Source organism: Pseudomonas sp. 44 R 15, from assembly GCF_900004965.1.
Lineage (GTDB): Bacteria > Pseudomonadota > Gammaproteobacteria > Pseudomonadales > Pseudomonadaceae > Aquipseudomonas > Aquipseudomonas orientalis_A.
Genome location: NZ_CVTU01000090.1, coordinates 355,323 through 377,940 on the forward strand (window position 1 = coordinate 355,323; position 22,618 = coordinate 377,940).

General features: G+C 62.3%; 19 protein-coding genes. 13 read left to right on the top strand and 6 right to left on the bottom strand.

What is annotated here, in order from left to right; translation table 11 throughout:
• Positions 1–92: 92 nt before the first annotated feature.
• Both BFP93_RS13985 and BFP93_RS13990 read right to left on the bottom strand, forming a co-directional pair.
• On the bottom strand, positions 93–1,025 hold the full coding sequence (locus BFP93_RS13985; RefSeq protein WP_065893568.1) for a proline iminopeptidase-family hydrolase: 933 nt from the start codon (positions 1,023–1,025) through the stop codon (positions 93–95).
• A 92-nt stretch (positions 1,026–1,117) separates the two neighbouring features.
• Positions 1,118–1,882, bottom strand: a complete 765-nt coding sequence (locus BFP93_RS13990) for a LuxR family transcriptional regulator (RefSeq protein ID WP_065893569.1) — start codon at positions 1,880–1,882, stop codon at positions 1,118–1,120.
• Between the two features lie 182 nt (positions 1,883–2,064).
• Between BFP93_RS13990 and BFP93_RS13995 the strand changes: the two genes are divergently transcribed.
• Genes BFP93_RS13995 through BFP93_RS14020 form a run of 6 tightly spaced genes read left to right on the top strand, consistent with a single transcriptional unit; the run spans position 2,065 to position 8,222 of the window.
• Entirely contained in the window at positions 2,065–2,952 is an 888-nt protein-coding gene (locus tag BFP93_RS13995) for a proline iminopeptidase-family hydrolase (protein WP_065893570.1), read from the top strand.
• Positions 2,953–2,955: 3 nt separating this feature from the next.
• Positions 2,956–3,903: an ABC transporter permease gene (locus BFP93_RS14000; RefSeq protein ID WP_065893571.1), complete on the top strand. Its 948-nt coding sequence runs from the start codon at positions 2,956–2,958 to the stop codon at positions 3,901–3,903.
• The gene (locus BFP93_RS14005; protein ID WP_065893572.1) at positions 3,900–4,757 is read left to right on the top strand and encodes an ABC transporter permease; all 858 of its coding nucleotides are present in this window, start codon (positions 3,900–3,902) and stop codon (positions 4,755–4,757) included. Before BFP93_RS14000 ends, BFP93_RS14005 begins: the two co-directional genes overlap by 4 nt.
• The gene (locus tag BFP93_RS14010; RefSeq protein WP_065893573.1) at positions 4,754–5,710 is read left to right on the top strand and encodes an ABC transporter ATP-binding protein; all 957 of its coding nucleotides are present in this window, start codon (positions 4,754–4,756) and stop codon (positions 5,708–5,710) included. Before BFP93_RS14005 ends, BFP93_RS14010 begins: the two co-directional genes overlap by 4 nt.
• On the top strand, positions 5,707–6,726 hold the full coding sequence (locus BFP93_RS14015; RefSeq protein ID WP_065893574.1) for an ABC transporter ATP-binding protein: 1,020 nt from the start codon (positions 5,707–5,709) through the stop codon (positions 6,724–6,726). The genes BFP93_RS14010 and BFP93_RS14015 overlap by 4 nt, the downstream gene beginning before the upstream one ends.
• Complete coding sequence (locus BFP93_RS14020; RefSeq protein WP_065886403.1) at positions 6,708–8,222, top strand: ABC transporter substrate-binding protein; 1,515 nt, start codon at positions 6,708–6,710, stop codon at positions 8,220–8,222. Before BFP93_RS14015 ends, BFP93_RS14020 begins: the two co-directional genes overlap by 19 nt.
• A 132-nt stretch (positions 8,223–8,354) precedes the next feature.
• On the opposite strand, the gene BFP93_RS14025 is transcribed toward BFP93_RS14020, so the two are convergent.
• The 4 genes from BFP93_RS14025 to BFP93_RS14040 form a co-directional block, all read right to left on the bottom strand.
• Entirely contained in the window at positions 8,355–9,095 is a 741-nt protein-coding gene (locus BFP93_RS14025) for a YciK family oxidoreductase (RefSeq protein WP_065893575.1), read from the bottom strand.
• Between the two features lie 87 nt (positions 9,096–9,182).
• Positions 9,183–9,854, bottom strand: coding sequence for an N-acetylmuramic acid 6-phosphate phosphatase MupP (gene mupP, locus BFP93_RS14030; protein WP_065886405.1), 672 nt, complete (start codon positions 9,852–9,854; stop codon positions 9,183–9,185).
• Between the two features lie 4 nt (positions 9,855–9,858).
• Positions 9,859–10,557: a bifunctional 2-polyprenyl-6-hydroxyphenol methylase/3-demethylubiquinol 3-O-methyltransferase UbiG gene (gene ubiG / locus BFP93_RS14035; protein WP_003189760.1), complete on the bottom strand. Its 699-nt coding sequence runs from the start codon at positions 10,555–10,557 to the stop codon at positions 9,859–9,861.
• Between the two features lie 29 nt (positions 10,558–10,586).
• Positions 10,587–11,918: a TRZ/ATZ family hydrolase gene (locus BFP93_RS14040; protein WP_065893576.1), complete on the bottom strand. Its 1,332-nt coding sequence runs from the start codon at positions 11,916–11,918 to the stop codon at positions 10,587–10,589.
• Positions 11,919–12,028: 110 nt separating this feature from the next.
• Here BFP93_RS14040 and mtnA point away from each other — a divergent pair, with 110 nt between their 5' ends.
• From mtnA to cmk, 7 genes are all read left to right on the top strand, one after another.
• Positions 12,029–13,099, top strand: a complete 1,071-nt coding sequence (gene mtnA / locus BFP93_RS14045) for an S-methyl-5-thioribose-1-phosphate isomerase (protein WP_065893577.1) — start codon at positions 12,029–12,031, stop codon at positions 13,097–13,099.
• Positions 13,100–13,524: 425 nt separating this feature from the next.
• Positions 13,525–16,179, top strand: coding sequence for a DNA gyrase subunit A (gene gyrA, locus BFP93_RS14050; RefSeq protein ID WP_065886408.1), 2,655 nt, complete (start codon positions 13,525–13,527; stop codon positions 16,177–16,179).
• Between the two features lie 211 nt (positions 16,180–16,390).
• The gene (gene serC, locus BFP93_RS14055; RefSeq protein WP_065893578.1) at positions 16,391–17,476 is read left to right on the top strand and encodes a 3-phosphoserine/phosphohydroxythreonine transaminase; all 1,086 of its coding nucleotides are present in this window, start codon (positions 16,391–16,393) and stop codon (positions 17,474–17,476) included.
• Complete coding sequence (pheA, locus tag BFP93_RS14060; RefSeq protein WP_053132458.1) at positions 17,476–18,570, top strand: prephenate dehydratase; 1,095 nt, start codon at positions 17,476–17,478, stop codon at positions 18,568–18,570. The genes serC and pheA overlap by 1 nt, the downstream gene beginning before the upstream one ends.
• Before the next feature lie 9 nt (positions 18,571–18,579).
• Positions 18,580–19,692: a histidinol-phosphate transaminase gene (gene hisC, locus BFP93_RS14065; protein WP_065893579.1), complete on the top strand. Its 1,113-nt coding sequence runs from the start codon at positions 18,580–18,582 to the stop codon at positions 19,690–19,692.
• 28 nt (positions 19,693–19,720) lie between these two features.
• On the top strand, positions 19,721–21,931 hold the full coding sequence (locus BFP93_RS14070; protein WP_065893617.1) for a bifunctional prephenate dehydrogenase/3-phosphoshikimate 1-carboxyvinyltransferase: 2,211 nt from the start codon (positions 19,721–19,723) through the stop codon (positions 21,929–21,931).
• On the top strand, positions 21,928–22,617 hold the full coding sequence (gene cmk, locus BFP93_RS14075) for a (d)CMP kinase (RefSeq protein WP_012722932.1): 690 nt from the start codon (positions 21,928–21,930) through the stop codon (positions 22,615–22,617). Before BFP93_RS14070 ends, cmk begins: the two co-directional genes overlap by 4 nt.
• Position 22,618: the final 1 nt, after the last annotated feature.

The following is a 22,618-nucleotide window of genomic DNA, read 5'->3' on the forward strand; positions in this document are numbered from 1 at the left end:
GGGAGGGGGCTTGCCCCCGATGGCGGTGTATCAGTCAAAACTCCAGTGGCTGACACACCGCTATCGGGGGCAAGCCCCCTCCCACATTGGAATTAGCCAGCCTTGAGGGCTTGGTGCGGCATTGAACATACTTCATCCAAGAACTTCACCACCGTCCCCATGCACGCCTGGCGTTCTTCCACGTGGGGCATGTGGCTGGAGTCTTCGAACAGCGCCCAGCGCACGTCGGGGATTTCGTCCAGGAACGGCTTGACCACCAGCGGCGTGGCCTCGTCGTGCCGGCCGGAGATCACCAGGGTCGGCACGTTGATCGCAGACAAGCGACCGATCACGTTCCAGTCCTTCAAGCTGCCGATCACATGGAACTCCGTCGGGCCGCTCATGGCGTGATACACCGTCGGGTCGGCATCGACCTGGGCGAAGGTGCGCGCGACTTCTTCCGGCCACGGGTTGACCCGGCACACGTGCTGGTCGTAGAAAATCCGCGAGGCGGCCTGGTATTCCGGGTCCTGGTAGGTACCGGCGGCTTCATGCTTGAGCAGGGTTTCATGTACACCTTCGGGCAACAGCTTGCGCAGTCGATTGGCCTCGCTGACCCAGGTGCGCATGCACGTCGGTGAGTTGGCCGGGATAAAGGCGCGCAGGCCCTTGGGCTGCAGAATCGCATGTTCGCTGCCGAGCATGCCGCCCCAGGATTGCCCGAGGATCGCGTAGTTGTCGCTGATGTGCAGGTGGTCGAGCAGGTTGTTCAATTCGTCGAGGAATAGCTCGACGGTCCAGAACGAAGCCGGTTTTTCCGGCAAGTGCGTCGAGCGACCATTGCCCAACTGGTCGTAGTGAATCACCGCGTGGCCGCTGGCGGCGACATCCTTGAACGCGTCGACGTAATCGTGGGTGCAGCCGGGGCCGCCATGGATGATCACCAGTGGTGTGCGGCCGGTGGACAGCTCGCCCGTGATGCGATACCACGTCTGATAGGCGCCGAAGGGGGCGTAGCCTTCGCGGACTTTGTCGATGAATTCCATTTCGTACCCTGCTCTGAAAAAATGATCAGGGCTACGATAGTCTGCACGCGACGTTTAGGTAACTAGCAAAACAGCTAGGTTTTAGATAAGGATCAATCGTCCAGCAACCGGTAGTGCGTGGCGCGCACCACCGCCTGCACGCGGTTCTTGGCGCCCAACTTGTGCATGGCCGACGCCAGGTGCAGGGTCACCACCGCCAGCGAACGGGTCAATTGCGTGGCGATCTCGGCCGCAGTCAAGCCTTCGGCCGCCCATTTCAGGCACTCGCGCTCGCGCTTGGTCAGATGGATATGCGGGTAGGTGCGCACTGCTTTGTTGAACAAAGGATAAGCCGCCTCCTGTAACGCGTGGCCGATCACGCTGAAGTCCGACAAGGTTTGCTGCGCATCTTTCAATACCGTGCTCGCCTTACCGGTGCGCAGCCCGGTCAGTGAAGCGAAGCCACCACGGGGCAGGTGGATCGGCACGCTGACGCCGCAGGTCAACTGTTGTTCGTGTAGGTAGGAGCAAACGGGTGCATGGCAGGGGTCGATGATCGTTTGCAGTGCAGTCTCGGCCTTTGCCTCATACGACCAGACAAACGGCGATACGCTGCGCAAGGCCAAGTGTTGCACCGGATCGATCTGGTAGAACCCTTCGCTGCACCACAAGGCGTGCCAGTCGGTCGGCGTGTTGCGCAGTTGCAGCACCGAGGGCGTGATCAGCACCCCGTTGAGGTCGATGGGCACCGGCGTGTAGTCGTACACCAGCGCATCGAAACCCAGCTGTTGGGCGAGGATAAACGTATTGTCTATCTGCTCGTCCAGGCTCCTGCCCGGCATCAGGCGATTATTGAAGGCAGTTAGCCTGGCCAGCATCCGTTCTGCTCCCGAATTCATTTGAATCTCGACTTGCTGCAAGTAGAATGCCACGCCCCGGCGAAGGACTGCCAGGCCAAACCTATAAGAAACGCTAGGTTATGGACGCGCGGCATCCTCGGTAGTGTTGACGTACAAACGGCCACTACCTGCCAGGCCGATACAACACAAGGAATGTATGCATGTGGCGTGAAATTGCCCCCGACCAGCAGTACAACGTGCAAGTCGACGGCCATAATCTCGTGGTCTACAGCTTTGGCGAAGGCGATGAGGTGCTGCTGTGCCTCAACGGCGGGCCGGGCCTGCCGTGTGACTACTTGCGCGACGCCCATGGCTGGCTCAAAGACCATAACCTGCGAGTGGTTGCATTCGACCAGCTTGGCACGGGCGCATCAGCCAGACCGAGCGATGTTTCCCTGTGGGAAATCCGCCGTTATGTCGAAGAAGTCGAGACCGTGCGCCAGGCACTGGGCCTGGGCCCCGTGCATCTGCTCGGGCATTCCTGGGGCGGTTGGCTGGGTATCGAGTACGCCATCCATTACCCCGATGCGCTGAAAAGCCTGATCCTCGAAAACACGGTCGGCGATATTCCCCACCTGTCCCGGGAACTCGAACGCCTGCGCGGCGCCCTTGGCAGCGAAACCGTGGCCATGATGCAGCGCCATGAAGCCATGGGCACGCTCGATCACCCGCAGTATCAAGCCGCCATCACCTTGCTCAACTATCGTCACGTGTGCCGCCTGGACGAATGGCCGGAGCCGGTCAAACGCTCCCTCGGCGACTGGAACATGGGGCCTTACGAAACCATGCAGGGGCCCAACGAATTCCTTTATATCGGCAACCTCAAGGACTGGAACCGCATTCCTGAAATGGCCACGTTCAAGATGCCGATATTGATCACCACCGGCCAGCACGACGAACTCACGCCGGCCTGTGCCATGCGCATGAAGATGGCGGCCCGGCACGCCGAACTGCACGTATTTCCCAACAGCAGCCATATGCCGTTCTACGAAGAACCCGAGGCGTATTTTCCGGTGCTGCTGGACTTTCTCGCCCGCCACCGAGGCTGACGAATGAACCTCGCGCGTTACCGCTTTGTACTGTCCCGGCCCCTGCAATTGTTGCCGGTGCTATTGGGCATCAGCCTGATCACCTTTGTGCTGGTGCGCTCGATCCCGGGCGATCCGGCGCGCGCGCTGCTGGGTTCGCGCAGCACGCCGGACGCGTTGCTGAAAATCCGCGCCCAGTACGGCCTCGATGAACCGTTGTGGCTGCAATATTTCTACTTCCTGAAGAACCTGCTCAAGGGCGACCTTGGCCAATCGCTGCTGTACAAGGTCGACGCCCTGAAGCTGATCGTCACGCGTATTGAACCGACGCTGGTGCTGGTGCTCGGCAGTGTGCTGCTGGCGCTGTTGATCGCGGTCCCGCTGGCGACACTGGCGGCGCGCAATAAAGGCGGCTGGCCAGACAACCTGATCCGCGTATTCACCACGGTCGGCCTGGGCATGCCGGCGTTCTGGCTGGGCCTGATGCTGATCCTGTTGCTGAGTGTGCAGTGGGGCTTGTTTCCGGTGTCCGGTTACGGTCGCACCTGGCTGGACAAGGCCCATCATATGGTCCTGCCGTGTCTGACCATTGCCCTGGCGCTGTCGGCAGTGCTGGTGCGCAATTTGCGCGCGAGCATGTTGGTGGAACTGCAGGCCGATCATGTCACCGCAGCACGGGCGCGGGGGCTGTCGGAAGCCGCCGTGTTCCGCCGCCATGTCGTGCCCAACTCCCTGGTGCCGGCGGTCAACCTGCTGGCTGTGAACATCGGCTGGCTGATCAGCGGCACGGTGGTCATCGAAAGTCTGTTCGCCATTCCGGGCATTGGCCAGTTGCTGGTGCGCGGTATTTTTACCCGCGACTACATGGTGGTACAGGGCGTGGCGATGGTGCTGGCCTGTGCGACGGTGGTGGTCAACTTCATCGCCGACGTGGTCACGGTGGCCCTCGACCCACGGGTGAAAATGCAATGACCAGCCGCCCATTGATAGCGCCCTGGCGTTTGCACCTGCGCCTGGGTTTTCGCAATGGCCGGCTGACCGCCGCGTGGGGCCTGTTGATACTGCTCACGTGGCTGACCCTGGCGCTGTTCGCGCCGTGGATCGCGCCCTACGACCCGATTGCGCAGAACACCGATATGAGTCTGCTGGCGCCCGGTGCTGCGCACCTGTTCGGCACCGATAACTACGGTCGCGACGTGCTGTCGCGGGTGATCTGGGGCGCGCGCATCGACCTGCAACTGGCGATTGTCGGGGTGATCTTTCCGTTCATGATCGGCACCTTCATCGGTGCAATCTCCGGTTATATCGGCGGGCGCCTGGACAGCGTGTGCATGCGCGTGATCGATGTGGTCCTGGCGTTCCCGTTTCTGGTGTTGATGCTGGCGATCATGGCCATTCTCGGGCCTGGACTGCAGAGCTTTTACATCGCCATGGCGCTGGTGGGCTGGGTCTCGTATGCACGGTTGATCCGCTCACAGATCCTGGTGCTCAAGGAGAGTGATTTTGCCCTGGCCGCCAGGAGCCTGGGGTTTGGTCATGGGCGTATTCTGTTCCGGCATTTGCTGCCCAATGCCATGTTTGGCTCGATCGTGTTTTCCATGTCCGACGCGGTGCTGGTGCTGCTCAACGGCGCTGCGGTGAGCTACCTGGGCCTGGGCGTGCAGCCACCGACCGCCGAATGGGGCACGATGGTCGCCGAGGGCCAGGCCTTTATCACCACCGCCTGGTGGATCTGCACCTTCCCGGGCGTGGCCATCGTGACCCTGGCCATGGGCTTCAGCCTGCTGGCCGATGGTGTGGCGCAAGTCCTGGGGGATCGTTCATGAGCCTGCTGCAAGTGCGCGACCTCAGCGTGATCGCCGATAACGCCGGGCATGCGCTGACCCTGGTCGACCGCGTGTCCTTTGACCTGGCCGAGGGTGAAATCCTCGGGTTGGTCGGTGAAAGCGGTTCGGGCAAGACCCTGGCCTGTCGCGGCCTGATGCGCCTGCTGCCATCGCCCAACTTGCGCGTGCAAGGCGGCACGGTACACCTGGCCGGCCAGGACCTGCTGCGCCTGAATGAAGCCGGCATGCGCGCCGTCCGTGGCGGGCAGTTGGGCATGATCTTCCAGAACCCCAGCAGCCATCTGGACCCGTTGATGCGTATCGGCGAGCAGATCGCCGAAGGCATCCGCCTGCATCAAGGCGCCTCGAAGAAAGACGCGCGCCGGCAGGCCATCGACGTGCTGCGCCAAGTGGGCATTCCCGACCCGCAGGCCCGTGTCGACAACTATCCCCATGAGTTTTCCGGCGGCATGCGCCAGCGCGCGATGATTGCGGTAGCGCTGGGGTGCAACCCGAAGGTGCTGATCGCCGACGAACCCACCACGGCCCTGGATGTGACGGTGCAGGCGCAAATCCTGCGGTTGTTGCTCGACCTTCGCGACAGGCGTGGCCTGTCGATCATCATGATCACCCACGACCTCGGCGTGGTCGCGCAAAGCTGCGACTCCATCGCGGTGATGTACGCCGGGCGCCTGTGCGAACACGGCAGCAAATACGAACTGCTGGCCCAGCCACGGCACCCGTACACCGCCGGCCTGATCGATTGCCAGCCGGCCCACAGCAGCGGCCATGCGTTGTTGCGCACCATCCCTGGCCAGCCGCCGCTGCTCGACGCATTGCCGGGCGGTTGCCGCTTCAACCCGCGCTGCCCGCAGGTCGGCGCCCTGTGTACCGAACTGTTGCCGGAAGGCGCGCGAGTTGCCTGTCACTATCCCCTCGGAGGGCGCCCATGAGCCTGTTGCAGATCAAGGACCTGGAGGTCCGCTTTGCCGCATCCGGCGGTGGCCTGTTCGGGTTGAGCAAGCAGTGGGTGAGGGCGGTGAACGGGGTGTCGCTGAATCTGGCCGCCGGTGAAACCCTCGGGCTGGTGGGCGAGTCCGGCAGCGGTAAAAGCACGTTGGGCCGGGCAGTTTTGCACCTCAACCCGATCAGCGCCGGGCAAGTGCTGTTCGACGGTGTCGACATGGCCCGGGGCAGCGCCATCGATATTGCGCGCTTGCGCCGGGAAACCGCGATGATCTTCCAGGACCCCTACGCCGCCCTGAACCCGCGTCACAGCATCGGTGAAACCCTCGCCGAAGTGTTGCGGGTGCAGCGCAAGGTCGCGCCGCAAAACATCCGCGCCCGTGTCGATGAACTGCTCGAGCTGGTTGGCCTGCGTCCTGAACTGGCCTCGCGCAAACCCGGCTCCCTCAGTGGCGGCCAGTGCCAGCGCGTGGGCATCGCCCGAGCGCTGGCGGTGGAACCGCGCTTGATCGTCGCCGACGAATGCGTGGCGGCGCTGGATGTGTCGATCCAGGGCCAGATCATCAATCTGCTGCTGGAACTGCAACAGCACATGAACCTGGCGATCCTGTTTATCGCCCATGACCTGGCCATCGTGCGGCGCCTGTGCGACCGCGTGGCAGTGATGTACCTGGGCAAGATCGTCGAGGAGGGTCCGGTGGAAGCAGTGTTCACTGCGCCGCGCCATCCCTATACGGCGGCGTTGATCGAGGCGATTCCGCAGATTGACCCCCATCGTCCGTTGCCTGCGCAGCCATTGCCCGGCGAACCACCCAGCCCGCTGAATTTGCCCACAGGTTGCGCGTTTCACCCGCGCTGCCGCTATGCCCAGGCCATGTGTTCCGTGGTGTTGCCGCCCACCCATTCAGTGCATGAGCATCGGTACAGTTGCGTGCTTGAACACCCTTTGCCCCTTCCTGCCCATCATGAACAAGGAGTTATGACATGCAATCGCGCCATTTGAAATTGCTCGCCGCCGCCACGCTGACCGCCTGGTCCCTCACTGCCGGCCTGGCCCAGGCTGCTGGCGTACTGACCATCGGTTGCCGTGAAGACAGTACCACCTTTGACCCGATCAAAAGCGCGCAGAACCGCGATACCTGGGTATTTGCCAACGTCTACGACACCCTGGTGCGAGTGGACAACCTGGGCACCAAAATGGAACCGGGCCTGGCGCAAAGCTGGGAGATTTCCAAGGACGGCCTGACCTACACCTTCACACTGCGCGACGCGAAGTTCTCCGACGGCTCGCCGATCACCGCCAGCGACGCGGCGTTCAGCCTGTTGCGCATCCGCGATAACAAGGCGTCGCTGTGGAGCGACCCGTTCAGCCTGATCGACACCGCCAAGGCCCGCGATGGGAAAACGCTGGTGGTGACCCTGAAAACCCCGGCGGTGGCGTTTCTCTCGCAATTGGCGTCGCCAACGGTGTCGATCCTGTCGGAAAAAGCCATGACGACAATGGGCGAAGACGCCTACTCGGAAAACCCGGTGACCTCCGGCGCCTTCACCGTGGACGAATGGCGCAAGGGCGACCGCGTGATCCTGAAGAAGAACCCGAACTTCTGGCAGGCCGGCAACGTCAGCCTGGACGGGGTGGAGTGGGTGTCGGTCACGGACGACAACACACGCATGCGCATGGTGCAGAACAACGAGCTGGACACGGCGATCTTCGTACCGTTCTCCCGGGTTGAAGAGCTGAAGAAAGACCCGAACGTGGTGATCCATGCCGACCCGTCCACCCGCGAAGATCACCTGCTGATCAACCACGCGCATGGCCTGCTGGCCAAGCCAGAAGTGCGTGAAGCGCTGGACATGGCCATCGACAAACAATCGCTGGTGAAGACCGCCACTTACGGACAAGGCACCGTGGCCTATTCCTACATCCCGAAAGGCTCGCTCTATCACTACGCCAATAACCTGCAACGCCCGTATGACCCGACTGCGGCGAAAAAGCTGCTGGCCGATGCAGGCGCCAAGGACCTGAAGCTCAACTACGTGGTCAACGCCGGCAACGAAGCGGACGAGCAGATTGCGGTGATCATCAAGGATCAACTGGCCAAGGTCGGCGTCACCGCCAACCTGCAAAAGGTCGACCCGACCCAGAGCTGGCAGATGCTGGTGGACGGCGAGTACGATATTTCGGTGATGTACTGGACCAACGACATCCTCGACCCGGACCAGAAGACCACTTTCGTGCTGGGCCATGACACCAACCAGAACTACATGACCCGTTACCAGAACGACAAGGTCAAGGCCCTGGTGGCGCAGGCGCGCATCGAGGCCGACCCGGCCAAGCGTGAACAGATGTACGTGGAGTTGCAGAAACTGGCGAAACAGGACGTGAACTGGATTGACCTGTACTACAGCCCTTACATCAATATCTCACGCAAGAATGTGAGCAACTTCCTGCAGAACCCGCTGGGCCGCTTCACGCTTGAGGAAGTGGTGAAAAACTGACGAGCGCTGCAATACCAATGTGGGAGGGGGCTTGCCCCCGATAGCGGTGTCTCAGCCAACAGATTCATGGGCTGATCCACCGCAATCGGGGGCAAGCCCCCTCCCACATTTTGCTTCAGGTTGTGTCAGGAGTTACTGGGCGTCGAACGCCTGCCCATTGATCCCCGCACTGTCCGGCCCCATCAGGTACAGGTACACCGGCATGATTTCTTCCGGCGCCGGCCGTTCCATCGGGTTTTCCCCTGGGTAGGCCTGGGCTCGCATGCTGGTGCGCGTACCGCCCGGGTTGATGCTGTTGGCGCGCACGGCGGCGACGTCTTCCAGCTCGTCGGCCAGGGTTTGCATCAAGCCTTCAGTGGCAAACTTCGACACACCGTAAGCGCCCCAATACGCGCGGCCCTTGCGTCCGACGCTGCTGGAAGTGAACACCACCGACGCATCCTGGGACAGCTTTAGCAGCGGCAGCAGGGTACTGGTCAGCATGAACATCGCGTTGACGTTGACGTGCATCACCCGCATGAAGTGCTCGCCGGACAATTGTTCGATGGGCGTGCGCGGTCCGATGATCGAGGCGTTGTGCAGCAGGCCGTCGAGGCGGCCGAATGCCTTTTCGATCATCGCTGCCAGCTCATCGTATTGATGGGGCAGGGCGGTCTCCAGGTTGAACGGGATCACCACCGGTTGCGGCTGGCCGGCGGCTTCGATTTCGTCATACACCTGGGCCAGGTTGGCCTCGGTCTTGCCCAGCAGCAGCACGGTGGCACCGTGGGCGGCGTAGGTTTTCGCCGCAGCCGCGCCGATCCCGCGGCCGGCACCGGTGACCAGGATCACCCGGCCTTTGAGCAGTTCTGGAGGGGCAGAATAATCAAACATACATAACCTCACATTCGAAAACGCCGAAGATCAACTGTGGGAGGGGGCTTGCCCGCTCCCATATTGGATCTTCATCGATCAGTTAAATCAGCAACTGCACACCGCGCTATCCAGCACCTTGCGCAGCTCCAATGGGTGGTCCACCACCACATCCGCCCCCCAGTGACGCGGGTTGTCGTCCGGATGGATATAGCCGTAGGTAACTGCCGCCGTCCGGGTGCCGGCATCGCGACCGGATTCGATATCACGCAAATCATCGCCCACGAACAACACGCTGGCCGGGTCGAGGTCGAGCATCTTGCACGCCAGGATCATCGGCTCCGGGTCGGGCTTGCTGTTCTTCACGTGGTCCGGACAGATCAGCACGGCCGAGCGTTCGGCCAGGCCCAGTTGCTGCATGATCGGCTCGGCAAAGCGCAGCGGCTTGTTGGTGACCACGCCCCAGACCAGCTTGGCCTTCTCGATGTCTTCCAGCAGCTCGGCCATACCGTCGAACAATTTGCTGTGCACCGCGCAGTCCTTGAGGTAGCGCTCAAGGAATTCCTGGCGCAGCGCTTCGAAACCTGGCGACTCCGGGTCCATCGAGAACGTCACGGCGACCATCGCCTTCGCGCCACCGGAGATTTCATCGCGGATGTGCTGGTCGTTGACCGGCGGCAGGCCACGGTCGGCGCGCATGGCCTGGCAGATGGCGATAAAGTCCGGCGCGGTGTCCAGCAGGGTACCGTCCATGTCGAAGAGAACCGCTCGCAACTTCACAGGCTTACTCCTCGCGCAGGGTCTGGATCATGTAGTTGACGTCAACGTCGTTGGCCAGCTTGTAGTGCTTGGTCAGCGGGTTGTAGGTCAGGCCGATGATGTCCTTGACGGTTAGCCCCGCCTGGCGGCTCCACGCGCCCAGCTCGGAGGGGCGGATGAATTTCTTGAAGTCATGGGTGCCGCGCGGCAGCAGCTTCATGATGTATTCGGCGCCGATGATCGCGAACAGATAAGCCTTGGGGTTGCGGTTGATGGTGGAGAAGAACACCTGGCCGCCGGGCTTGACCATGCGGAAACAGGCGCGGATCACCGAAGACGGGTCCGGCACGTGTTCGAGCATTTCAAGGCAGGTGACCACGTCGAACTGTTCGGGCATTTCCTCGGCCAGGGCTTCGGCGGTGATCTGGCGGTATTCCACGCTTACGCCGGATTCCAGCTGGTGCAGCTGGGCCACGGCCAGCGGTGCCTCGCCCATGTCGATGCCCATGACGGTTGCGCCGCGCTGGGCCATGGCTTCACTGAGGATGCCACCGCCGCAACCGACGTCCAGCACCTTTTTGCCGGCCAGGTTGACGCGTTCGTCAATCCAGTTGACCCGCAGTGGGTTGATGTCATGCAGCGGCTTGAACTCGCTCTCACGGTCCCACCAGCGGTGGGCCAGGGCTTCGAATTTGGCGATTTCGGCGTGGTCGACGTTGCTCATGGTGAATCCTCTGAATCTGATAAATCGGTTTATTCGCTGTGCCCGCTGATGCGTTGGCCCCAGGCAATGGCCGTGGCGGTCAACTGTGCTTCATCCATGCGGGTCAATCGTCGGTCGTCGAGCAACTGCTTGCCGGCGACCCAAAGGTGTTTCACACAATCGCGACCGGTGGCGTAGATAAGCTGTGAGACCGGGTCGTAGATCGGTTGTTGCGCCAGCCCCGAAAGGTCGAAGGCGACGATATCCGCAGCCTTGCCGACTTCCAGCGAGCCGATCTGGCTGTCCAGGCCCATCGCCCGCGCGCCATTGAGGGTGGCCATGCGCAGCGCGCGATGGGCGTCCAGCGCAGTGGCCGAACCGGCGACGGCCTTGGCCAGCATCGCGGCGGTGCGGGTTTCGCCCAACAGGTCAAGGTCGTTGTTGCTGGCGGCGCCGTCAGTGCCTATAGCCACATTGACGCCAGCCTGCCACAGGCGTTCAACCGGACAGAAGCCGCTGGCCAGTTTCAGGTTCGATTCCGGGCAGTGGATCACGCTGGTGTTGCTTTCTACCAGCAAAGCCAGGTCCTCCTCGCTGATTTGGGTCATGTGAACGGCTTGGAAGCGCGGGCCCAGCAAGCCAAGGCGACCCAGGCGGGCCAGTGGCCGCTCGCCCGTCTGTTCCACGGCCTGCTGCACCTCGAAGGCGGTTTCGTGCACGTGCATATGGATTGCGGCGTCCAGCTCTTCAGCGATGATCCGGATCTTTTCCAGGTTGTCATCGTTGACGGTATAAGGCGCGTGGGGGCCGAACGTGATCTTGATGCGTGGATGATGCTTGAGGTCGCCGAACAGCTCGATGCCTTGGCGAATCGCCTCATCGGCGGTGATGGCGCCCGGGATCGGGAAGTCCAGGATCGGAATGGCGATCTGCGCGCGCATGCCGCTGTTGTGCACGCAATCGCTGGCGACCTTGGGGTAGAAATACATATCGGAGAAGCAAGTGATGCCGCCCTTGAGCTGCTCGGCGATGGCCAGATCGGTGCCATCGCGCACGAAGGCTTCATCGACCCACTTGGCCTCGGCGGGCCAGATGTGTTTTTCCAGCCAGGTCATCAATGGCAGGTCATCGGCCAGGCCGCGGAACAGGCTCATCGCCGCATGCCCGTGGGCGTTGATCAGGCCGGGGCTGAGCAGCATGCCCGGCAGTTCGCGCACTTCGTTCGCCTCAAGCTTCAATGCCGCCGCCCGCGGCCCGATAAACACGATGCAACCGTCGCGGATACCCAGGCCATGCTCCTTGAGCACTACGCCGGCGGGTTCGACGGGTACCAGCCAGGTCGGCAGCAGTAATAAGTCGAGCGGGGCGGCAGTGGGCGTCATCGCAGGCTTCTTCCTGGGCAGCTATAAAAGAAGGGCGAAGTATACCCGAGCGTCCCGGCGGGCGGATCGCTATAATCGGCGGCTTTTGTTCATGAGTACGGGGTTAAGGGATGCGCGACCGACTGTTGGCGGCGGAGAAGGTGAAGGCCATCGAGTGGCGTGATGGCGTGCTGCACCTGCTCGATCAGCGTGCATTGCCGGCCCGGGAAAGCTGGGTAACGTGCTCAACCGTCGACGAGGTGGCCGCCGCCATTCGCGCGAGGGTGGTGCGCGGCGCGGCGGCCATTGGTATCAGTGCGGCCTACGGCCTGGTCCTGGCTGCGCGCCAGCGCATTGCCGAGGGCGACGACTGGCAGGCGGCATGGGAAGAAGACTACGCATTGCTGGCCGATACCCGCCCCACCGCATCCAACCTGTTCTGGGCGTTGAAGTGCATGCGCGAGCGCCTTGACCGTCTCAAGCAACACGCCGACCCGTTGGCGGCGCTGGAAGCCGAAGCCATTGCGATTCATGAGAGCGATCGCGAAGCCAATGTGGTCATGGCCCAATTGGGCCTCGAGCGCATTCGCAAGCATCAGGGCAACGCCCAGGCGATCCTGACCCATGGCAACGCCGGCGCCCTTGCCTCCGGCGGTGTCGGCACGGCCCTCGGGGTGATCCGCGCGGCATTCCTGGAAGGCCTGGTCGAGCAGGTTTATGCCAATGAAACCCGGCCGTGGCTGCAAGGCTCGCGATTGACCGCCTGGGAGTTGGCCGGCGCCGGCGTTCCGGTCACGGTAAATGCCGACGCTGCCGGGGCGCATATCCTCAAGACCAAAGGCGTCACCTGGGTGGTGGTCGGCGCGGACTGCATCGCGGCCAATGGCGATGTGATCAGCACGATCGGTACCTATCAACTGGCCGTTTGCGCCATGCACCACGGCGTACGCTTCATGGTGGTGGCGCCGAGCTCGACCGTCGATCTGATGATGGCTACCGGCGATGATGTGACTCTGGAAGAGCGTGACGGCGCTGAGTTGCTGGAGGTGAATGGCCAGCGGTTGGAGGCGCAGGTATTTAATCCGGCGTTCGATGTGACGCCGGCGGATCTGATTGATGTAATCGTGACCGAAAAAGGTGTGGTGGAGCGGCCGGATACTGCCAAGCTGGCCAGGTTGATGTGCCGTAAGCGGCTGCATTGAGGGCTGTGGTGTCTGTGCCATTGCTATCGGGGGCAAGCCCCCTCCCACAGGTTTGACTGTGTTCACAATTCAAGTGTGGGAGGGGGCTTGCCCCCGATTGGCCCTCAAAGTCAATAAAAGTCCCGGATTTGCCCTCAAAAAACAGCACCACCCCACCTCTGAGCCTCTCTCGTCCCCCTCAAGCCTGTCATTCATCAAATTACTAGCCTCCATGCGCATCAGGGGGATAGGTGCGTGGCGGCGATTGTGATAACATCCGGCGGTTTCCAGGGCTGCCCCGAGGGGTGGTCCATAACGTGCAGATCCGTGTCATAACTCGTTGATTTGTCGTAAGTCGTTGTCAGGCACCGTGCCGGCAGCGGCGAGCTTTGTTCGTCCCGAATGGATGTAACGAAGTTTCACCCGAAAAAGGAATCAGGCTTCTCATGGGCGAACTGGCCAAAGAAATCCTCCCGGTCAATATCGAAGACGAGCTGAAACAGTCCTACCTCGACTACGCGATGAGCGTCATTGTCGGTCGGGCACTGCCTGATGCGCGCGACGGCTTGAAGCCCGTGCACCGGCGTGTGCTGTTCGCGATGAGCGAGCTGGGTAACGACTGGAACAAGCCGTACAAGAAATCTGCCCGTGTTGTCGGTGACGTGATCGGTAAGTATCACCCCCACGGCGACACTGCGGTGTACGACACCATCGTTCGGATGGCCCAGCCGTTTTCCCTGCGCTACCTGCTGGTAGACGGCCAGGGCAACTTCGGTTCGGTCGACGGCGACAACGCCGCGGCCATGCGATACACCGAAGTGCGCATGACCAAGCTGGCGCACGAACTGCTGGCCGATCTGCATAAAGAAACCGTGGACTGGGTGCCGAACTACGACGGCACCGAAATGATCCCGGCCGTCATGCCCACCCGTATTCCCAACCTGCTGGTCAACGGTTCCAGCGGTATCGCCGTGGGCATGGCCACCAACATCCCGCCGCACAACCTCGGTGAAGTCATCGACGGTTGTCTGGCCCTCATCGACAACCCCGAGCTGACCGTCGATGAGCTGATGCAATACATCCCCGGCCCGGACTTCCCGACCGCCGCGATCATCAACGGTCGCGCCGGCATCATCGAAGCCTACCGCACCGGTCGCGGGCGCATTTACATGCGCGCCCGCTCGATCATCGAGGACATCGACAAGGTCGGTGGCCGCCAGCAGATCGTCATCACCGAACTCCCGTACCAGCTGAACAAAGCGCGTCTGATCGAGAAGATTGCCGAGCTGGTTAAAGAGAAGAAGCTCGAAGGCATCACCGAACTGCGCGACGAGTCCGACAAGGACGGTATGCGCGTAGTCATCGAGCTGCGTCGTGGCGAAGTGCCCGAGGTGATCCTCAACAACCTCTACGCCCAGACCCAGCTGCAAAGCGTGTTTGGTATCAACGTGGTTGCCCTGATCGATGGCCGCCCACGCATCCTGAACCTCAAGGATCTGCTGGAAGCCTTCGTACGTCACCGCCGTGAAGTGGTCACCCGTCGTACCGTGTTCGAATTGCGCAAGGCCCGCGAGCGCGGCCACATCCTGGAAGGCCAGGCGGTTGCGCTGTCGAACATCGACCCGGTAATCGCCCTGATCAAGGCATCGCCGACGCCGTCGGAAGCCAAGGAAGCCCTGATCAAGATGCCGTGGGAATCCAGCGCCGTGGTGGCCATGGTTGAACGCGCCGGCGCTGATTCCTGCCGCCCCGAGACCCTGGACCCGCAATACGGCCTGCGTGACGGCAAGTATTTCCTGTCGCCGGAACAGGCCCAGGCCATCCTGGAACTGCGCCTGCACCGTCTGACCGGGCTGGAGCACGAGAAGCTGCTGGCCGAGTACCAGGAGATTCTCAACCAGATTGGCGAGTTGATCCGCATCCTCAACAGCGCCGTGCGCCTGATGGAAGTGATCCGCGAAGAACTCGAAGTGATCCGCGCCGAATACGGCGACGTACGCCGCACCGAAATCCTCGATGCGCGCCTCGACCTGACCCTGGGTGACATGATCCCGGAAGAAGAGCGTGTGGTGACCATCTCCCACGGTGGCTACGCCAAGACCCAGCCGTTGGCGGCGTACCAGGCCCAGCGTCGTGGCGGTAAAGGTAAATCGGCTACCGGCGTCAAGGATGAGGACTACATCGCTCACCTGCTGGTCGCCAACAGCCACACCACGCTGCTGCTGTTCTCCAGCAAGGGCAAGGTGTACTGGCTGAAAACCTACGAAATCCCGGAAGCCTCCCGTGCCGCCCGTGGGCGTCCACTGGTCAACCTGCTGCCGCTGGACAGTGATGAATACATCACCACCATGCTGCCGGTCGAGGAATACACCGAAGGTCACTTCATCTTCATGGCCACCGCCATGGGCACCGTGAAGAAGACCCCGCTGGAATCCTTCAGCCGTCAACGCAGTGTGGGCCTGATCGCCCTGGAACTGGATGAAGGCGACGTGCTGATCTCTGCCGCGATCACCGATGGCGAGCGCGAAGTCATGCTGTTCTCCGACGGCGGCAAGGTCACGCGCTTCAAGGAGTCCGACGTTCGCGCCATGGGCCGTACCGCCCGCGGCGTGCGCGGCATGCGCCTGCCGGAAGGGCAGAAGCTGATCTCCATGTTGATCCCGGAAGAAGGCAGCCAGATCCTTACCGCGTCCGAGCGTGGCTACGGCAAGCGCACCGCCATCAGCGAGTTCCCGGAGTACAAGCGTGGCGGCCAGGGCGTGATTGCCATGGTCAGCAACGACCGCAACGGCCGTCTGGTCGGCGCGGTGCAGGTGCTCGACGGCGAGGAGATCATGTTGATTTCCGACCAGGGCACCCTGGTCCGTACCCGCGTGGCGGAAGTATCGAGCCTGGGCCGTAACACCCAGGGCGTGACCCTGATCAAGCTGGCCAAGGATGAAAAACTGGTCGGCCTTGAGCGTGTGCAGGAGCCTTCGGAAGTTGAGGGCGAAGCGCTCGAAGGTGAGGAATTCGACGGCGAGGTGATCGCAGCCGGCGATGACAACGTCGACGAGCCAACCCTCGATGCTGCCGCAGACGAAGAAGAACCGCAGGAATAAGCGGACACACAGGGGGGGGATGAAGATTCGCCCCCTTGTTGTTTGTCCCCTTTGAAATATAACGCCGCCCCCTGTAGGAGCTAGCTTGCTCGCGAAAATCGCCAACGATGACGCGGGCTGCCTGATACGCCCTTGCGCTATCGGGTTTTTCGCGAGCAAGCTCGCCCCAGCAGTGTTTGATTTCAGTCCCACCAGATCAGAGAGATTGGATGTGAGCAAGAGAGCCTATAACTTCTGTGCCGGTCCCGCGGCGCTTCCTGAAGTAGTCCTGCAGCGCGCGCAGGCTGAACTCCTCGACTGGCATGGAAAAGGCCTCTCCGTGATGGAAATGAGCCATCGCAGCGATGAGTTCGTGTCCATCGCCACCAAGGCCGAGCAGGATCTGCGCGACTTGCTGGACATCCCCTCCCACTACAAAGTGCTGTTCCTGCAGGGCGGCGCGAGCCAGCAGTTCGCCCAGATCCCGCTGAACCTGCTGCCCGAAGGCGGCACGGCCGACTATATCGACACCGGTATCTGGGGTCAGAAGGCCATTGAAGAAGCCTCCCGCTACGGTCATGTCAATGTGGCAGGCACCGCCAAGCCTTATGACTACTTCGCCATTCCTGGTCAGAACGAATGGAATCTGTCCAAGGATGCGGCCTACGTGCACTACGTCGCCAATGAAACCATCGGCGGCCTGCAATTCGACTGGGTGCCGCAAGTGGGCGATGTCCCACTGGTGTGCGACATGTCCTCGGACATCCTCTCGCGCCCCATCGATGTGTCCAAGTACGGCATGATCTACGCCGGCGCGCAGAAAAACATCGGCCCGAGCGGCATCCTGGTCAATATCATCCGCGAAGACCTGCTCGGCCGCGCGCGCTCGGTGTGCCCGACCATGCTCAACTACAAGGTCGCGGCCGATAATGGCTCGATGTACAACACCCCGCCGGCATTCGCCTGGTACCTGTCCGGCCTGGTGTTCGAATGGCTCAAGGAGCAGGGCGGCGTGGCTGCCATGGGCAAGCTCAACGAAGTGAAGAAGCGCACCCTGTACGACTTCATCGACGCCAGCGGCCTGTACAGCAACCCGATCAACCTCGCCAATCGCTCATGGATGAACGTGCCATTCCGCCTGGCTGACGACCGCCTGGACAAGCCGTTCCTGGCCGGTGCCGACGAGCGCGGCCTGCTGAACCTCAAGGGTCACCGTTCGGTCGGTGGCATGCGCGCCTCCATCTACAACGCCGTCGACATCCACGCCATCAACGCGCTGGTTGCCTACATGGCAGAGTTCGAAAAGGAACACGGCTAATGTCTGAGCAAGAACTCAAGGCCCTGCGGGTACGCATCGACAGCCTGGACGAGAAAGTCCTCGAGCTGATCAGCGAGCGCGCACGCTGCGCCCAGGAAGTGGCCCGGGTGAAAATGGCGTCCCTGGCGGAAGGCGAGGTGCCGGTGTTCTACCGGCCCGAGCGTGAGGCCCAGGTGCTCAAGCGCGTGATGGAGCGCAACAAGGGCCCGCTGGGCAACGAAGAGATGGCGCGGTTGTTCCGTGAAATCATGTCCTCGTGCCTGGCGCTGGAGCAGCCGCTGAAAGTGGCGTACCTCGGCCCGGAAGGCACCTTCACCCAAGCGGCGGCCATGAAACATTTCGGCCATGCCGTGATCAGCAAGCCAATGGCGGCGATCGACGAAGTGTTCCGCGAAGTGGCGGCCGGTGCGGTGAATTTTGGCGTGGTGCCGGTGGAAAACTCCACCGAAGGCGCGGTCAACCACACGCTGGACAGCTTCCTCGAGCACGACATGGTGATCTGCGGCGAAGTCGAACTGCGTATCCACCACCATCTGCTGGTGGGCGAGAGCACCAAGACCGACAGCATCAGCCGTATCTATTCCCACGCCCAGTCCCTGGCCCAGTGCCGCAAGTGGCTGGATGCGCATTACCCGAACGTCGAGCGCGTGGCGGTCTCCAGCAATGCCGAGGCGGCCAAGCGGGTCAAGGGCGAGTGGAACTCGGCGGCGATTGCCGGCGATATGGCGGCTGGCCTGTACGGGCTCACGCGCCTGGCCGAGAAAATCGAGGACCGTCCGGACAACTCCACGCGCTTCCTGATGATCGGCAGCCAGGAAGTGCCGCCCACCGGCGACGACAAGACCTCCATCATCGTCTCCATGAGCAACAAGCCCGGTGCGCTGCATGAGCTGCTGGTGCCGTTCCACGACAACGGGATTGACCTGACGCGCATCGAGACGCGTCCTTCGCGCAGCGGTAAATGGACCTACGTGTTCTTTATCGACTTCATCGGGCATCACCGTGACCCACTGGTCAAAGGTGTGCTGGAGAAAATCAGCCAGGAGGCCGTGGCACTCAAGGTGCTGGGCTCTTACCCGAAAGCAGTTTTGTGAGGCTTTGACATGAGTGGCAACTTCCTCGCCCTGGCGCAGCCGGGCGTGCAACAACTCTCGCCTTACGTTCCGGGCAAGCCTGTGGACGAGTTGGCGCGTGAGTTGAATCTGGATCCGTCCAAAATCGTCAAGCTGGCGAGTAACGAAAACCCGCTGGGCCCGAGCCCCAAAGTGTTGGCGGCGATTCGGGAAGAGTTGGCCGAGCTGACCCGTTATCCCGACGGCAACGGCTTTGCCCTCAAGTCGTTGCTGGCGCAAAAGTGTCGGGTCGAGCTGAACCAGGTGACCCTGGGCAACGGCTCCAACGACATCCTCGAGCTGGTCGGCCGGGCCTACCTGGCACCGGGCCTGAACGCGGTGTTCAGTGAGCATGCATTCGCGGTCTACCCGATCGTCACCCAGGCCGTAGGCGCCGATGCACGGGTGATTCCGGCAAAGGACTGGGGGCACGACCTGCCGGCGATGCTGGCCGCAATCGATGCGCAAACCCGCGTGGTGTTTATCGCCAACCCGAATAACCCGACGGGCACCTGGTTCGATGAGCAGGCCTTGAACGAATTCCTGCAGGACGTGCCCGAGCACGTCCTCGTGGTGCTGGACGAGGCTTATATCGAGTACGCCGAAGGCAGCGACCTGCCGGATGGCCTGGCCTTCCTGGCGGCCTATCCGAACCTGCTGGTGTCGCGCACCTTCTCCAAGGCCTATGGCCTGGCGTCGCTGCGGGTTGGCTATGGCTTGTCCAGCGCGGTAGTCGCCGATGTGCTGAACCGCGTGCGCCAACCGTTCAACGTCAACAGCCTGGCCCTGGCGGCGGCCTGCGCGGCGTTGAACGATGCCGATTACCTCGAGGAAAGCCGTCGCCTCAACGAGCGCGGCATGCAGCAATTGCAGGACGGTTTTCGCGAGTTGGGCCTGGGCTGGATTGCGTCCAGGGGCAACTTTATCTGCGTCGACCTCGGCCAGGTAGCCGCCCCGGTCTTTCAGGGTTTGCTGCGCGAAGGCGTGATCGTGCGCCCGGTGGCCAATTACGGCATGCCCAATCACCTGCGCGTCACCATCGGTTTGCCGGCTGAGAACAGCCGCTTCCTGGAGGCGTTGGCCAAGGTTCTGGCTCGTGGTTGATTTCACTGCACTGCAACCTGCTGTGCCTATGATCGGTCGCCTGGTGGTGGTCGGTCTTGGGTTGATCGGTGGATCCTTCGCCAAAGGCCTGCGCGAGAGCGGCCTGTGCGGCGAAGTGGTCGGCGTGGACCTGGACCCGCAATCGCGCAAGCTGGCGGTGGAACTGGGGGTGGTGGATCGCTGCGAGGCGGACCTGGCCATCGCGTGCCAGGGCGCCGACGTGATCCAACTGGCCGTGCCGATCCTGGCCATGGAAAAGCTGTTGGCGATTTTGGCCGGCCTGGATTTGGGCCACGCGATCCTCACGGATGTCGGCAGCGCCAAGGGCAACGTGGTGCGCGCCGCGCAACTGGCGTTTGGTGAAATGCCACCGCGTTTCGTGCCCGGCCATCCGATTGCCGGCTCCGAGCAGAGTGGGGTGGAGGCGTCCAACGCCCAGCTGTTTCGTCGGCACAAAGTGATCCTGACGCCGCTTGCGCAGACCGATCCTGCGGCCTTGGCCGTGGTGGACCGGTTGTGGCGCGAGTTGGGCGCGGATGTGGAGCATATGCAGGTCGAGCGTCACGACGAAGTGCTGGCGGCGACCAGCCATCTGCCTCATCTGTTGGCATTCGGCCTGGTGGATTCATTGGCCAAGCGCAACGAGAACCTGGAGATTTTCCGCTATGCCGCCGGCGGCTTCCGCGACTTCACGCGGATTGCCGGCAGCGACCCGGTGATGTGGCACGACATCTTCCTCGCCAATCGTGAAGCGGTGTTGCGTACCCTCGATACCTTCCGCAGCGACCTCGACGCCTTGCGCGACGCCGTGGATGCAGGCGATGGCCATCAACTCTTGGGCGTGTTCACCCGTGCGCGGGTGGCGCGTGAACACTTCAGCAAGATCCTGGCGCGGCGCGCCTATATGGAAACCGCAGTGGATGCCGACGAACTGACCTTCATCGCCCGTCCAGGTGGCCGCTTGAGCGGGCGCATTCGGGTGCCGGGTGACAAGTCGATCTCCCATCGCTCGATCATGCTGGGCTCATTGGCTGATGGCGTGACCGAAGTGGAAGGCTTCCTTGAAGGTGAGGACGCCCTGGCGACCTTGCAGGCATTTCGCGACATGGGCGTGGTGATTGAAGGGCCGCACCACGGCCGCGTGACGATTCATGGTGTGGGCTTGCATGGCTTGAAACCGGCGCCGGGGCCGATCTACCTGGGCAATTCCGGCACCTCCATGCGCCTGTTGTCCGGGTTGCTGGCGGCACAGCGCTTCGACAGCGTGCTGACGGGCGATGCCTCGCTGTCCAGGCGCCCGATGAGCCGCGTGGCCAAGCCGTTGCGGGACATGGGTGCAGTGATCGAGACCGGACCGCAAGGGTGCCCGCCGCTGACCATCCGCGGTGGCCAGGCACTCAAAGGCATCAATTATGTACTGCCGATGGCCAGTGCCCAGGTGAAATCCTGTGTGTTGCTGGCCGGACTGTATGCCGAAGGTAAAACCGCAGTGACCGAGCCTGCACCGACTCGCGACCACACCGAGCGCATGCTGCGCGGTTTTGGTTACCCGGTGACCGTGGAGGGCGCGACGGCGTCGGTCGAATCCGGGCATACGTTGACCGCTACCCATATAGAAGTGCCGGGGGATATTTCCTCCTCGGCATTTTTCCTGGTGGCGGCCACGATTGCCGAGGGTTCCGAGTTGTTGCTCGAACATGTCGGTATCAATCCGACCCGCACCGGGGTGATCGATATTCTGCGCCTGATGGGCGCGGACATTACCCTGGAAAACCCGCGTGAAGTGGGTGGCGAGCCGGTGGCCGACTTGCGTGTACGCGCCGCTGTGCTCAAAGGCATCGAGATTCCCGAAGCGCTGGTGCCGCTGGCGATCGATGAATTTCCCGTGCTGTTCGTCGCCGCCGCCTGCGCGGAGGGGCGCACCGTGTTGCGCGGTGCCGAGGAGCTGCGGGTGAAGGAATCCGATCGCATCCAGGTCATGGCCGACGGTCTGCTGGCGCTGGGTGTGAAGTGTGAACCGACATCTGATGGGATTATCATTGATGGCGGCCCGATAGGCGGCGGCGACGTGCATGCCCATGGCGATCACCGCATCGCCATGGCATTGAGCGTGGCGTCGTTGCGAGCGGCGGCGCCGATTCGTATCCGTGACTGCGCTAACGTCGCTACATCTTTTCCGAACTTTCTTACACTGTGTGCCCATGTTGGCATGCGTGTAGCCCAAGAGGCTCAATTGTGAATATCAAAGCACCGGTGATTACCATCGATGGGCCAAGCGGCTCGGGCAAAGGCACGATCGCCGGCATCCTGGCCAAGCGTCTCGGCTGGTGCCTGCTCGATTCCGGCGCGCTGTATCGCCTGCTGGCCTTCGCTGCGCGCAACCATGGCGTCGACCTGACCAACGAAGAATCCCTGAAGCTGCTGGCGGCGCACCTTGACGTCCAGTTCGTCGGCGCGACGGAAGGTCATCCCCAGCGGATCATCCTCGAAGGGGACGACGTGACCGACGACCTGCGTAACGAGCAAGTCGGTTCCTGGGCCTCCCAGGTTGCCGCGTTGCCCGCCGTGCGTGACGCATTGCTGCAGCGCCAGCGCGCGTTTCAGGAGCCGCCGGGCCTGGTCGCCGACGGCCGTGACATGGGCACGGTGGTGTTTCCCGAGGCGCCGCTGAAGATTTTCCTGACCGCCAGCGCCGAGGAACGTGCTCGCCGCCGTTACTTGCAGTTGAAGGGCAAAGTCGATGGTGTTAGTCTGTCGAGTCTGCTAGATGAGATCCGTGCACGCGATGAGCGTGATACCCAGCGTGCGGTAGCCCCGCTCAAGCCGGCGGCTGACGCCATACAGCTGGATTCCACGGAGTTGTCCATCGAGCAGGTGCTGGAACGCATCATGAGCGAGATCGCCATTCGCGATATCGCCGGGTGAC